The 14,437-nt window shown below is 65.3% G+C and carries 9 protein-coding genes; all 9 read right to left on the bottom strand.

Going from position 1 to position 14,437, the window contains the following annotated elements; all coding sequences use genetic code 11:
* Positions 1–39: 39 nt before the first annotated feature.
* The 9 genes from M2427_RS16670 to M2427_RS16630 all read right to left on the bottom strand — a co-directional run bounded on the left by M2427_RS16670 (position 40) and on the right by M2427_RS16630 (position 14,383).
* Complete coding sequence (locus M2427_RS16670) at positions 40–867, bottom strand: HD domain-containing protein (protein WP_280707519.1); 828 nt, start codon at positions 865–867, stop codon at positions 40–42.
* 311 nt (positions 868–1,178) lie between these two features.
* Complete coding sequence (locus M2427_RS16665; protein ID WP_280707518.1) at positions 1,179–2,825, bottom strand: tetratricopeptide repeat protein; 1,647 nt, start codon at positions 2,823–2,825, stop codon at positions 1,179–1,181.
* A 159-nt stretch (positions 2,826–2,984) separates the two neighbouring features.
* Positions 2,985–3,863 (bottom strand): transglutaminase family protein, encoded by an 879-nt coding sequence (locus M2427_RS16660; RefSeq protein WP_280707517.1) that lies wholly within the window; start codon positions 3,861–3,863, stop codon positions 2,985–2,987.
* Positions 3,860–6,385: a circularly permuted type 2 ATP-grasp protein gene (locus M2427_RS16655; protein ID WP_280707516.1), complete on the bottom strand. Its 2,526-nt coding sequence runs from the start codon at positions 6,383–6,385 to the stop codon at positions 3,860–3,862. The genes M2427_RS16660 and M2427_RS16655 overlap by 4 nt, the downstream gene beginning before the upstream one ends.
* A gap of 27 nt (positions 6,386–6,412) precedes the next feature.
* Positions 6,413–9,682: a transglutaminase family protein gene (locus tag M2427_RS16650; protein WP_280707515.1), complete on the bottom strand. Its 3,270-nt coding sequence runs from the start codon at positions 9,680–9,682 to the stop codon at positions 6,413–6,415.
* A 263-nt stretch (positions 9,683–9,945) separates the two neighbouring features.
* Positions 9,946–11,250, bottom strand: a complete 1,305-nt coding sequence (locus M2427_RS16645) for a methyl-accepting chemotaxis protein (RefSeq protein ID WP_280707514.1) — start codon at positions 11,248–11,250, stop codon at positions 9,946–9,948.
* The gene (locus tag M2427_RS16640) at positions 11,228–11,749 is read right to left on the bottom strand and encodes a PAS domain-containing protein (RefSeq protein ID WP_280707513.1); all 522 of its coding nucleotides are present in this window, start codon (positions 11,747–11,749) and stop codon (positions 11,228–11,230) included. Before M2427_RS16640 ends, M2427_RS16645 begins: the two co-directional genes overlap by 23 nt.
* Before the next feature lie 167 nt (positions 11,750–11,916).
* Positions 11,917–13,440: an altronate dehydratase family protein gene (locus tag M2427_RS16635; RefSeq protein WP_280707511.1), complete on the bottom strand. Its 1,524-nt coding sequence runs from the start codon at positions 13,438–13,440 to the stop codon at positions 11,917–11,919.
* Between the two features lie 166 nt (positions 13,441–13,606).
* Positions 13,607–14,383, bottom strand: coding sequence for an aldolase/citrate lyase family protein (locus M2427_RS16630; protein ID WP_280707773.1), 777 nt, complete (start codon positions 14,381–14,383; stop codon positions 13,607–13,609).
* Positions 14,384–14,437: the final 54 nt, after the last annotated feature.

Below are 14,437 nucleotides of genomic sequence, written 5' to 3'. Positions count from 1 at the left end.
CCCCTGTCAACGCGGCATCATCAGGTTTGGATCACCTGTTTATCTCTGCGGCCCTGACAGCGTAATATCGCGTTCGGCGCGGAAGACGTTGCTGTAGAGATTGGCGATCCACTGCCGGCCGATCTCGGTCTTGTTGAGATAGCCGATCTCGGTCTGGATGTGCGGTGCGACGCTGTTCCAGTAGAATTGCGGATAGCGGTTCACGATGTCGGCGGGCGAGTCATAGCCGAGTTGCCGGTTCATGCCGACCTCCTCGAACTCGTAGTAGAGTGCGTTGGCCTTGCGCAGGTAATTGGGATCGCCAAGCTGGCCGATGAAGTCGGCGGCGCGCAGGATCGAGGCCTCGTCGTCGTATTCCTGGCCTTGACGCGCCGGGAAACGCGTCCCCTCGATGGCGCGAGCAATGCGCTCAGGGTCCACGCCGCGGATCGACGGCAGTCGCCGCCTCACGAAAAGCTTCGACCGGTCGACGTGGTACATCATCAGACTGGCATCGGATGCACCGCGCGGCAGTGACACCTTGGTGCCGGCCTCGTCGACCAGAAAACCGTCTTCGTCGTCCTCCGCGAACAGGCCACGCACATAGCCGATATCGTGGGCGAGGCAGGCGATGAGGACGTGGAGGTAGTCTTCCGCGTCGAGGTGCGCGTGGAGATTGCGCCCCATCAGGATCGCCTGGGCGGCCAGCGTCACCAGCATCGTATGCTCAATGTTGTGGTAGAGCGCGTCGCTGTTGCCGATGCATTCGAGCGCGGTGCGGGTCGACGCCTCCAGCACCCTGGCATAGGACTCGTCGAACCGGCGGCGCATGAACTGGCCCAGCAACTTCTCCAGGGTCTCAGCCGCCAGTCTCGGCAACGTCATCATAGATGCAGCCCCGTCTGTCGCTGGTGTCCCACGCAAACTCCCGATGTCTATTCTCTAATTGTCGCCCTCGACGCAGGTTCAGCATAGCCCAATCCGGGCCGGCTGACCAAATCCCGAAACAAAAATACGTAAATATGATCCTGCGCCGCCGCGCAACATCACGGTGCGTCACAGTTCGGCGAAGCCCGTCGCCAGCGCTTGCGGGGACTCATCCAGCCCGGCCAATGGCCGACTGCAGGGCCTCGTCTTGTGAGGAGGGACGCCCCAGAGCCGGGCGTCCGCCGAGGCGTGGTCGGGGCACCTGCACCGCGTTAGGACGGCAGCGTCAATTGCTTTGCGAAGCGCGCGAGCAGCGCGTCGAACGCAAGCTTGATCCTGCGGATGTACAGGTCCTTGTAAGGAAATTCCGGATTCTGGTCGTGCACCAGCATGGAGGCGTTGACCTCGAACACGACGAGATGGCCGTCGGCATCCAACCCGCAATCGATGCCAAAATAGTCGAGACCGATGCGGTCGCGAATGACTCGCAACGCCTGATAACGAGACGCACCGAAGACCTGCCCGGGCGCGCGAAGGAAACGCTCCTCCTCGTCCTGCATCCAGGCGCAACTGCGCATCTCCGTAGCATCGCGATGGAGCTTCCAGTCGTCGCCGATCGCCAGATGATAAGGCAGGATCTCCTCGCCCACGAACAAGAACCTGTACTTGCGGAAGAAGCCGTCTTTGGAGCGATAGTCGACATAGTCGATCACGTAGCGGTCGTGGTCCGCACGGGCCGCGAGGAATGCGGTCAACGCAGCAACGTCGTCGAGCTTCTCGAAGACATCGCCACCATGCATGCCGGCCTGACGCGCCAGCAGCGGAAAGGCGAGCTCCAGCCCGCCGGGCAGCCCCTCGCCGGCGCCGATGCGGATCGTGCGCGGAACGCGGCAGCCCTCGACATCGGCGAGGGCCCGAGCCGTGGCGTCGCGCGTTGTGTTCCGGATCTTGGCGGGATCGTTGACGACAGGCTTGCCGAGGCTTCGTGCGATGGCCAAGGCAAGCGGAAGCGCTTCCGCGCCCTGGTCGGCGTCGGAAACAAGGTTGACGACGACGTCGGCCTCCAGCGCCAGCAGCGCGATATCAGGCCGGCTGCCTGGAAGCAGCGACAGGATGCTGGTCTGGTAGGCGCAATCCCTGAAGAGAAATTCGACCGGCGTGTTGCCGACGAAAGGCGCAAACAACGCCAGCGCCCGAAACGCCGGCGGCGATTGGGTCGCCTGCCTGCGCAGGATCGGATGCATTTGCGCGGCACGAGCGTAGGCGGCCTCCGCCTCCTCCTGCTCAGCGCAGGCCTGACGGATCGCCCCGACCCAGTAGAAATTCTCGGCCTGTCCAGGCGCGAGCGCGATGGCCCGCTCGAACTGAGCCACCGCCTCGCTGCTCTCCCCGAGTTCGAAGCAGACCTTGCCGAGCTCGCTGCGGAGGTCGGCATCGTCAGGCGTCTCCTCGATCAATTCGAGCAACAGCGCCTTGGCGATCGCGAACTGGCGCGTTGCCATCAGCGCCTGGACCAAATTCGTGCGCGACGGCCGATGGACCGGATTGCGCCGCAAGGCTTCCAGGTAAAGCGAAATCGCATCCTGCATCATGCCGCTTTGCTGATGGACGATGCCGAGATTGCACCAGCAGGCGACGAGATGAGGCGCGATGCGCAAGGCTGCCTTGTAGTTGTCGGCCGCGGAGCCGATGTCGCCGCAGAGCATGAAGGCATTGGCGAGCGAAGCGTGCAGGTCAGCAACGCCATCGACCACGACGCCAATCGACACCGAGGCTGCGAGCGCGAGGCCGGCCTGAAACACCGCGATCGCAGGCCTGATCTCGCCGCGCCGGTAGTGCTCGCGCCCGGTGCGCAGCATGTCGGCGATGCTTGGCGTGCCGGCGGCAGGCAGCGCGAGGGCCATCGATGGTGACGTCATGAGTCGGCTTCAGCAGCGTTGAGAGCGAGCCAATATGTCGCGGGACAGCGTTAACAGCGTGTTAATGAGCCGCGGCTCGCCACATCAAGGACACACACCGAAACAAATTTCCCGCAACCAGACGCATACGGTCACACAGCCGAACCGGTGAAACTACGGTCATTCCACCAGCAGCACGTCCACCGCGACGCCGAGCTTCTGCTTCGGCGAGCCGACGATGATGCCGTCGATCGGGGACACATCGGAGAAGTCGCGGCCGACCGCCAGCACGATATGGTCGTTGGCGACCAGGAGATCGTTGGTCGGATCGAAATCAATCCAGCCGAGTTCCGCCCCACACCATAGCGACACCCACGCATGCGTCGCGTCCGCACCCTGCAAGCGCGCCTGGCCCGGCGGCGGAATGGTGCGCAGATAACCACTGACATAGGCCGCAGGCAGGCCGAGCCCGCGCAGCCCCGCGATCATGACATGGGCAAAATCCTGGCAGACGCCATGACGCTGGTCGAAGACCTCGTTGAGCGGCGTCGAGATCACCGTGGCCTTGGGGTCGTAGCGAAACTCGGCACGGATGCGGTGCATCAGATCGACGGCGCCGGCGACGATACCCGTGCCAGGCTTGAAGCTCTCCGTGGCATAGGCGCTGACGGGACGCAGGACAGGCACCAGCGGGCTCGCAAAGACATAGCCGACCGGCGAGGACGGCCCGAGACTCGTGGCCTCGAAGGCGATGTCGCGGATGCTCTCCCAGGCCGGACTCGCGGCATCGCGCGCCGGCGGCTTGCGCTCGACGGAAACGCGCGAGCGCGAGTCGATCCGCAGATTGCGATGCGCGGCCTCGATGACGATGCTCTCGGTCAGCGTGCCGAAGAAATCGCGGCGGACGTTGCGCTCGGACGGACGCGGGCGGATCTCGACCTTGTGCGAGATCAGCTCCTGGCCATGGCCGTTCTTCGGCTCAAGCCGCAGCGTGCAGCGGGCGAAGCTGACCGGGCTCTCATATTCGTAGGTGGTGACGTGCTGGATGTCGTAGATCACGCCAGCCCCGTCAACTTTTCCGGCCGGCTCGCATTCGGGCCGTGCGGGAAGTAGTGCAGTCCGATCGCCTCGGCGAGGCTGAGCAGATCCTGCTCCAGCGCGAACAGGTTCTTGACCTCGAGCTTCTCGGCCTCGGCCGTTGCCAGCATCGACTGCACCGCGACGGCAAGCCGCTGCGGTTTTTCGATCAGGCCGTGCTCCTTCAGGCTCGGCAATGCGGCGATATGCTCGTTCAAGGTCGCCACCTGGAACGCGACCGAGCGCGGATTGTAGCTGTCGAGCACCGCGAGGTCGCGCACCGGCGCCAGGATCGGCGCCAGCAGATAGCGCGAGCGATAGGTGATCTGGGAATCCACCAGCGTCAGCAGGATGTCGAGGTCCTCGTCGCCGGCCTCGTCATAAGCAAACTGGCGCGCAAAACGCGCCGTGTTGATGGCGCGCTCGGTGCGGCGGCCGATATCGAGGAAGCGCCAGCCGGCGGCGCGGTTCATGTTCTCCTGCGCAAGTCCCGCAAAGCTCGCAAGCTCCTGCAAGGTCAGCTCGGCCGCGCTGAGCACGCTGTCGTCGTCCTCGACCTCGTAGGAGAGTCGCTCGGCCATTTCGGTGATGACCTGCCAGGCGTCGGGCGACAGCCGCTCGCGCAAGGAGGTCGCCGTGCGCAGCGCCGAGCGCACCAGCGAGAGCGCCGAGCCGAAACGCGCCTCGCTCTGCAAGGCTTCGGCGACGATCCGCCCTGGCGCCGCGCGCGAGGTCTGCGAGATCGCGCCCCAGGTCACCAGCAGGCGCTGGATCCGTTCGGCCGATTGCAGCGAGGCCGCGGTGCCCTTGTTGGGCCCGCTCGGCGAGCCAAGCGCACGGACCAGCCGCAGCGTGGCCTCAGCGCGCTCGAGATAACGGCCGAGCCAGAACAGATTGTCGGCAGCGCGACTCGGCAGCACGCCGGCGATGCGGCGGATGCGGACCTTGTCGGTCGTCGGCAACAACGATGCGGTCGAGACTTTCTTGTCCGAGACCACCCAGACGTCGGCGGCACGCGCGCCGTCGCCCATCGACACCGCGCGCGCATCCGCCTGCTCGGCGATCCGGCAGAAGCCGCCGGGCATGATGGCCCAGCCATCGGGCGTTGCCGCCGCAAACACGCGCAGCACGAAGGGACGCGGCGTGAGCTGCCCCTGCTCCCACACCGGCATGGTGGACAGACGCACCACCTCCTGGCCGACGTAGTCCATGCCGCGCGCGCCGATGGCATCGACCAGGCGCTGACGTCTTGTTACATCGAGCTCGCTTGCGAGCACTGGACCGTTGCTGTGGAAGCCGGGAACGCCGCGCTGATAGGCGCCCTCGATCGCGACCTCGTCGAGCCGCGACAACACTTCGTCACGCGCCGATTTCTGGCCGCACCACCACGTTGCGATGTGCGGCATCTTCAGCTCCTCGCCGAGCAGGCGGCGGCTTAGTGCCGGCAGGAAGCCGAGCAGCGCCCGCGCCTCCAGCACGCCGGAGCCCGGCATGTTGGCGACGACGACGCCGTCCTTGCGCAGCACGTCGATCAGGCCGGGCACGCCGAGATGCGAGGACGCATCGAGTTCGAGCGGGTCGAGCGAATTGGAATCGACGCGGCGCAAAAGCACGTCGAGCCGCTTCAGGCCGGCGACGGTACGGATGTGGACACGATTGTCGCTGACGGCGAGATCGTCGCCCTCGACCAGCAGGAAGCCGAGATAGCGCGCCAGCGTCGCATGCTCGAAATAGGTCTCGCTGAAACTGCCGGGCGTGAGCACGCCGATGCGCGGCTCATCGCGATCGGCACGTGCGCGAAGACTGTCGCGGAACGCCTCGAAGAACGGCGCGACGCGCGGCACGTTCATCGACTTGTAGAGATCGGAGAAGGCGCGCGAGAGCACCAGGCGGTTCTCCAGCGCATAGCCGGCGCCTGACGGCGCCTGCGTGCGATCGCCGAGCACCCACCAGCGGCCGTCGGGCCCGCGGCCGACATCGGCGGCGTAGAGCGAGAGATAGCGCCCACCCGGCGGCGGCACGCCGCAGACGGCGCGAAGATATTCGGGGCTGCCGGCGATCGCGCCCGCGGGCAGCGCGCCTTCGGCAACCAGCCGGCCCTCGCCATAGATATCGCGCAGCACGAGTTCCAGAAGCTCGGCGCGCTGGGTTATGCCGGCACAGAGCTGCTTCCAGTTAGCCTCGTCGATCAGGAGTGGCAGATGGCTGAGCATCCAGGGCCGGTCGGCGCTGTCGCCGGGGGCGCGGTAGGTGACACCGGCCTCGCGGAGGTGGCGGTCGGCCATGCCGAAGCGCCGTTCGACCTCGTCGGGCGCCAGTGCACCAAAAGCGCCGAAGAACCGGTTCCAGACCGGGCGCGGGGCGCCGTCAGGCCCCAGGAATTCGTCGGGGATGCCAGGCAGGCGGCGATAGTCGCGGACCCATTGCGCAAGACGGCGCTGGCCTTCACGCTGACCTTGCGTCGTCTTACCTGCCCTGTCCCCTTCGGCTGCGCCCTCGCCCATGCGCCTCTCCCTGCCCCACCATCATACTCATTGCAGAAGCGGGGTCCGCAAGTCGAGGGTCAGCGGGAATTCATTTGTGCGTTCCTCGGGCGGTGGCTGCATGGGTCCCGGCGTATGGCCATGGTCCTGGAAGCGCGCCAGCCGCCGCGCCTCGGCCTCGTAGGTATTGACCGGCTTGGTATCGTAGCTGCGGCCGCCGGGATGGGCGACGTGGTAGACGCAGCCGCCAAGCGAGCGGCCGTTCCAGGTGTCAAGGAGATCGAAAGTCAGCGGCGCGTGGACCGGGATGGTCGCATGCAGGCCGGAGGCCGGCTGCCAGGCCTTGAAGCGGACCCCGGCCACGGCTTCGGCCGAGCGGCCGGTGGAGGTCATCGGCAGGCGGCGGCCGTTGCAGGTGATGATATGGCGGCCCTCGACGAATCCTTCCGCCTTGACCTGGAGCCGCTCGACCGACGAATCGACATAGCGCACGGTGCCCCCGGCCGAGCCTTCTTCGCCGAGCACGTGCCACGGCTCCAGCGCCTGCCTCAACTCTATGGTCACGCCGCCATGGTGGACGCGGCCGAAGCCGGGGAAGCGGAATTCGAGCTGGGCCAGATACCATTCCGGCTCGAACGCATAGCCTGAGCCTTTCAGCTCGGAGAGCACGTCCTGAAAATCTTCCCAGATGAAATGCGGCAGCATGAAGCGATCATGCAGCGCCGTGCCCCAGCGCACGAACTTGCCCTGTTGCGGCTCACGCCAGAACTTTGCGATCAGCGCGCGGATCAGGAGCTGCTGTGCCAGCGACATGCGCGGATCCGGCGGCATTTCGAGGGCGCGGAATTCGACCAGGCCGAGCCGGCCGGTGGGCCCGTCAGGCGAGTAGAGCTTGTCGATGCAGATTTCCGAGCGATGGGTATTGCCGGTGATGTCGACGAGCAGATGCCGGAACAGCCGGTCCACCAGCCACAGTGGCACCTGATAGCCCGGCGGCGGCACATGCGAGAGCGCGATCTCGAGCTCGTAGATGCTGTCGTGGCGCGCCTCGTCGATGCGCGGCGCCTGGCTGGTCGGGCCGATGAACAGGCCGGAGAAGAAGTAGGACAGCGACGGATGCCGCTGCCAGTACAGCACGAGGCTCTTCAAGAGATCGGGCCGGCGCAGGAACGGCGAGTCCTGCGGGCTCGAACCGCCGATCACGACATGATTGCCGCCGCCGGTGCCGGTGTGGCGGCCGTCGACCAGGAAACGGTTGGCGCCGAGGCGTATCTTGCCGGCATCCTCGTAGAGCCCGACGGTGATGTCGACCGCCTCGCGCCAATTCTTCGCCGGCTGAACGTTGACCTCGATCACGCCCGGATCGGGCGTCACCTTGATGACCTCAATGCGCGGATCGAATGGCGGCGCGTAGCCCTCGACATGGACATGGAGCTGCATCTCCTCGGCGGTCGCTTCGAGCGCCGCGACCAGCTCGAGATAATCCTCAATGCGTTCGACCGGCGGCATGAAGGCGCAGATCACGCCATCGCGGACTTCGATCGACAGCGCGGTGCGGACGGGGACGGACGTGTTGAGCTTCTCCGGCGCGACTCGTGGCGGCGATTTCGGGCGCTCCGGGAGCGTGAACACCGGCAGCTTGCCGCGCGCCTCCATCGGATCCTGCTCGACGATATAGGGATATTCACCGGGCGGGACGTAGCCGAGCGAGCCCAGCGGCAGGCGCAGGCCGAGCGGGGAATCGCCCGGCATCAGGAACAGATGATTGCGCCGGAGCTGCCAGCGCTCGCTGCGCCAGCGCGGCGGCGCGTTCCAGCGCTGCACCGGCAGCACATAGCCGCGCGGCGTGCGCAGGCCCTGATCGAACACCCGCGCCATGCGCGCCCGTTCCTCCGGATTGGACAATTTGGAATCGGCGGGATCGACGTTGACGGGAAGCTCGGCCTCCTTCAGCAGCCAATAGGCGGTGTCCTCATAGGCCGGAATAATGTAGCCGGAATCGAGCCCGAGCCGCACCGCCGTGCCCTCCATGAAATCCTCGGCGTCCTCGGTCACGGCGCGCTTGGAATTCTCGATCTTGGCAATGAGGTCGGCATTCTTCCAGATCGGCACGCCGTCCTTGCGCCAGTAAAGGCCGAAGGCCCAGCGCGGCAGGCTCTCGCCCGGATACCATTTGCCCTGGCCGTAATGCAGTAGTCCGCCCGGCGCGAAGCGCGTGCGCAGGCGGCGGATCAGATCGTCGCCGAGCGCGCGCTTGGTGGGGCCGACGGCTTCCGTATTCCACTCCGCCGCTTCAAGATCGTCGACGGAGACGAAGGTCGGCTCGCCGCCCATGGTGAGCCGCACGTCCTGCGCGGCGAGATCGTCGTCGACCTGCTCGCCGAGATCGTTGAGCCGCGCCCAGGAATCGTCGGAGAACGGCTTTGTGATGCGCGGCGCCTCACGGATGCGCTTCACGCTCATGTCGAAGGCGAACTCGACCTCGGCAAAGCCGGCGCCGCCGGAGATCGGCGCGGCCGAGCGATAATGCGGCGTGGCGGCAACGGGGATGTGCCCCTCGCCCGCCAGCATGCCGGAGGTCGCGTCGAACCCGATCCAGCCCGCGCCCGGCAGATAGACCTCGGCCCAGGCGTGCAGATCGGTGAAGTCGTTCTCGACCTCCGGTGGCCCCTCGATCGGATCGATGTCGGGACGGATCTGGATGAGATAGCCGGAGACGAAACGGGCCGCGAGGCCGAGATGGCGGAAGGTCTGGATCAGGAGCCAGGCGGAGTCACGGCACGAGCCGGCGCAGGAGGTCAGCGTCTCCTCCGGCGTCTGCACACCGGGCTCCATGCGGATGACGTAGTTGATCTTCTGCTGCAGCTCGCGATTGAGATCGACCAGGAAGTTGACCGTGTTCGGCGCCTCGCGCGGGATCGAGGCCAGATATTTGGCAAAGGCGGGGTCGGGCTTGATGGTCTCGAGATACGGTGCCAGCTCGGTCTTGAGATCCTTCGTGTATTCGAACGGAAAGCTGTCGGCGTAGGGCTCGACGAAGAAGTCGAACGGGTTGACCGTCGTCATCTGTGCCGTGAAGTCGACCTCGAATTTCAGCTCGGTGGCCTTCTCCGGGAAGACGTAGCGGGCAAGCCAGTTGCCCTGCGGGTCCTGCTGCCAGTTCACGAAATGATTTGATGGCGTGACCTTGAGCGAATAGCTCAGGATCGGCGTGCGCGTGTGCGGCGCCGGCCGCAGGCGGATGGTCTGCGGGCCAAGATCGATCGGGCGGTCGTATTTGTAGTGGGTGACGTGGTGTAATGCGACGTAGATCGACACGGGGTACGTTGCTCCAGCAGCTTTTTTGAGCAGAACACCTGACGTCAACGCGATCAAGCATTAACAACGGGCAGACCGTGCCTAGGAAGTATCCCGTCGTCCCGAGTTGCCACACAAGAGGTAGGAGTTTGGGGTCCTGAAACCTCCGCGGCGTCATGGCCGGGCTTGTCCCGGCCATCCACGACCTTCGCCTGCGGTGCCGAAGAACATAGATGCCCGGGACCAGCCCGGGCATGACGATCTGTTACGGATCTACGAGACCCTTACGCCGCCGAGGTCAGCCGCTGCAGGAATTGCGTCACCTCGCGCCGGAGCGTCTCGACCTCGCCGTGAACGCGCTCGGAAGCGCCGTTGACGCGGCTTGCGACGCGGCCGGTGTCGGCGGCGGCTTCGCTGATGCCTGTGACGTTGGAAGAGACCTGCGAGGTGCCGGCCGAGGCTTCCTGGACGTTGCGGGCGATCTCGCGGGTGGCGAGGCCCTGCTGCTCGATCGAGGTGGCGATCGAGGCGGTGATGCCGTTGATCTCGGCGATGGTCTGCGCGATCGCCTCGACGGCCGCGACCGAATTGGTGGTCGATTGCTGCATCTCGCCGACCTTGGCGCTGATCTCCTCGGTCGCTTTCGCCGTCTGGTTGGCGAGGCTCTTGACCTCGGAGGCCACGACCGCAAAGCCGCGGCCGGCTTCCCCTGCCCGAGCCGCCTCGATGGTCGCGTTGAGCGCGAGCAGATTGGTCTGCGAGGCGATCTCGCTGATCAGCTTGACGACGTCGCCGATCCGCAGCGCGGCGTCCGCAAGCGTGCGGATCTCGCTGCCGGCGCGGTTGGCTTCCGTCACCGCGCGGCCCGTGCTCGCCGTCGAGCCGGTGACCTGGCGGCCGATCTCGGCGATCGAGGAGGCGAGCTGCTCGGCGGCGCTGGCAACCGTCGCGACATTGCGCGAGGCCTGATCGGAGGCGTTGAGCACGCCCGAGGTCTGGCGGCTGGTCCTCTCGGCCGCCGCAGCCATCTGGCCGGCGTCGGATTCGAGATCGGTCGCAGCCCCCATCAGCGTGCCGGCAACCTCGTCGAGATGCGTGCCGAAATGTCTTGCGAGATCGGCGATCTCGACCACGCGGCGGCCGAGGCTGTCGGTACCGGCATTGATGACGGTGGCCGAACGGCGGAACGAGCCGGGCAGACCGCGTGCGAGGATCTTGCGGAAATACTTGCCGCGGCTGGCATAGTCCATCGACGCCGAGGCTTCACGCAAATACGCATCGGTGATGTCGAGCATGTCGTTGACGGACTTCTGAATGCCACCGATGCGCCCGGCCTGCCGTTCACTCAGGATGCGCGCTTCGAGATCGCCGTGGGCCGCCTTGCGGCAGACATCGGCGACTTCATCGACCGCCATCGCGGTGCGATGCTGGCACCAGACGGCGTAGCCGAGCAGCACGATCGTCGCGCCCAGCAGCGCTGCGCCGGACAGTCCGGTCACACCGAGGAGCGAGAATCCGAACGCAACGATTGCAAGAACACACGCGAGCGCGGTCGCTCCCTGCGCCTTAGAGAGAGAGCACAAATTCATCGTAACCGACACCCTGTTGCTTGAGCAGTCCGACCATCGCATCGAAGCTCGCATGCATGCCGTCCTTGGCATTGGCATGCCGCGCCTCTTCCGCGCACAGCGTCTTGTAGATCGGCTTGATGCGCTCGATCTGCACGGGATCGGGCTTGCGACGGTTGGAATGATAGCCGACGATATTGCCGCGTTCATCGAAAGTCGGCGTGACGTGGGCGAACACCCAGTAATGGCTGCCGTCCTTTGCCAGATTGACGACGTAGGCGAATATCTCCTGCTTGGACTGGAGCGTGTCCCACAGCAGCTTGAAGACAGCGCGCGGCATGTCGGGGTGGCGGATCAGGCTGTGGGGGGCACCCATCAGTTCCTTCCAGGAGTACTTCGCCATGCTGAGGAAGATGTCATTGGCATAGGTGATACGGCCCTTCAGATCGGTCTTCGAGACGATCAGCTCTTCCTCGCCGAGGAAATTTTCCACGCCGGTCGGCCGTATCACGTGCGTCATCTGTCGCCAATCCCCACGAAGGCGAGCGCCCCCAAAAGGAAGCGCGCTCAAATCGATTCAGGATTACGGCAGGATCATTAATCAGGCGTGAGCGCGGGACACCGTGCGGTCAAATGACGCCTACGTATAATTACTAGGGGCCGTGTTCGGCTACCGCCGCAGTGGGCTCACATCGTCGCGCCAAGCACCCAGGGCGCGAACTCGGCGCCGCCGAAATCGAAGCTCTCGCTCTTGGTCGGCTGGCCGGATGCGGTCTTCAGGATGAGGTCGAAGATGCGCTGGCCGCACTCCTGGACGGTCTCCTCGCCTTCGAGGATGGTGCCGCAATTGACGTCCATATCGTCTTCCATGCGCTTGTACATGGGCGTGTTGGTGGCGAGCTTGATCGACGGTGCCGGCTTACAGCCGAACACGCTGCCGCGGCCGGTGGTGAAGCAGACGAGATTGGCACCGCCGGCGACCTGGCCGGTGGCGGCGACCGGATCGTAGCCGGGCGTATCCATGAACACGAAGCCGCGCTTCGTGACCGGCTCGGCGTAGCGCAAAACGTCGACAAGGTTCGTGGTGCCAGCCTTCGCCATCGCGCCAAGCGACTTTTCGAGAATGGTGGTGAGGCCGCCGGCCTTGTTGCCGGGGCTCGGATTGGCGTTCATCTCGGCGCCTTCGCGCGCGGTGTATTCGTCCCACCAGCGCATGAGATCGACCAGCTTCTCGCCGACCTCGCGGCTGACGGCGCGGCGCGTCAGCAGATGCTCGGCGCCGTAGGTCTCTGGTGTCTCCGACAGGATCACCGTACCACCGTGACGCACGATCAGATCGCTGGCCGCGCCCAGCGCCGGATTGGCCGACACGCCGGAATAGCCGTCCGAGCCGCCGCATTGCAGGGCGACCGTGAGCTCGCTCACCGGCACGGACTCGCGCTTCACCCTGTTGGAATCCGCCAGCGCCTCGCGCACGAAGGCGATGCCGGCTTCCACCGTCTTGCGGGTGCCGCCAACCTCCTGGATGTCCATCGCGCGCAGGCGGCCGGCGAGCTTCTGCTCTTCCATCAGGCCGCCGATCTGGTTCACCTCGCAACCGAGGCCGAGCACGATGACGTGCGAGAAGTTCACGTGCCGCGCATAGCCGCCGAGCGTGCGGCGGAGCAGCGCCAGCGGCTCGTTCTGCGTCATGCCGCAGCCGGTCTTGTGGGTGAGCGCGACGACACCGTCGACATTGGGAAATTCGGCCAGCGGATTGTCGCCGGTGAAGGGGTTCTTCTTGAAGACGTCGGCGACGAGACTGGCAACATGCGCGCTGCAATTCACCGAGGTGAGGATACCGATATAGTTGCGCGTGGCGACGCGACCGTCCGGGCGGCGAATGCCTTCGAAGGTCGCGGGCAGATCGAAGTTCGGCGTCGGCTTGACGTCGGCGCAGTACGCATAGTCCTTGGCGAAATCGCCCATGCCGATGTTCTGCACGTGCACGTGCTGGCCCGGCGCGATGGCTTGCGTCGCAAAGCCGATGATCTGGCCATAGCGGATCACAGGCTCGCCCACCGCGATCGGCTTGATCGCGACCTTGTGGCCGGAGGGAATGCGCTCGACCGTAGCGATGCCGTCAGCGACCACCGTACCCGGCGGCAGGCTGGCGCGCGCGATCAGCACGCCATCATCGGGATGCAGGCGGATGACGGGGCTGACGGTCATGAGAGTCTCCTTGGGTCTTCAAAGGATCGTGCCCCGGACGCAGCGCAGCGTGAAACGGTGCGCTGCTGAGCCGGGGCCCATCTATCGTATCGTTCGCAAGCAACCTGGGTCCCGGCTCTGCGAAGCAGCGCTACGCGCTGCATCGCGTCCGGGACACAGAGGGAGATCAGGCCTTGCCGCCCGAATCCTTGCGGGTCGCGTTGACCTGCATCTTGGCATAGGTCGTCATCATGCCGACCTCGTTGGAGAGTGTCACGAGCTTGAAGCCCATGTTGATGGCACGCGCGGCACCTTCGGCGCCGCTGCAATGGATGCCCGGGTTGAGGCCGCGCTTGCCGCACTCCTTGATGATCTTGTCGTAGATCGCAAGAATCTCGGGCTCGGAGCGATCGAGCTTGGGCTCGAGGCCGTAGGAGAAGCCGAGGTCGGACGGACCGATATAAACGCCATCGATGCCCTCGACATCGAGAATCGCTTCCATGTTCTCGACCGCCGTCTTGGTCTCCATCATCGGCAGCAGGATGGTGTCGGCATTCGCAGTCTTCTGATACGAGCCGGCGGTGCCATACATGCCGGCACGGATCGGGCCGTTGGAACGGACGCCCTGTGGCGGATATTTGGAATAGGAAACGAGGTTCCTGGCTTCCTGCGCCGTGTTGACCATCGGGCAGATCACGCCATAGGCGCCGCCATCGAGCACCTTGCCGATGATGCCGGGCTCATTCCAGGGCACGCGAACCATCGGGGTCACCGGATGCTTGTCCATGGCCTGGAAGCACTGCACCATCGACAAATAATCCTGCACGCCATGCTGCATGTCGACGGTGACGCTGTCGAAGCCGCATTGCGCGATCATCTCAGCGGAGAAGCCGGAGGGAATAGCCAGCCACGCATTGACCACGGCCTTGCCCGACTTCCAGATTTCCTTGACCTTGTTCGCCACGTTGCCTTCCTTCTTTGTTGCCTGGATCTTCTCTGTTGCCTGGATCTTCGTCAC

It is taken from the genome of Bradyrhizobium sp. BR13661 (genome assembly GCF_029892425.1).
In the GTDB taxonomy this organism is placed as follows: domain Bacteria; phylum Pseudomonadota; class Alphaproteobacteria; order Rhizobiales; family Xanthobacteraceae; genus Bradyrhizobium.
This window is presented reverse-complemented; position numbering and strand designations above follow the sequence as displayed.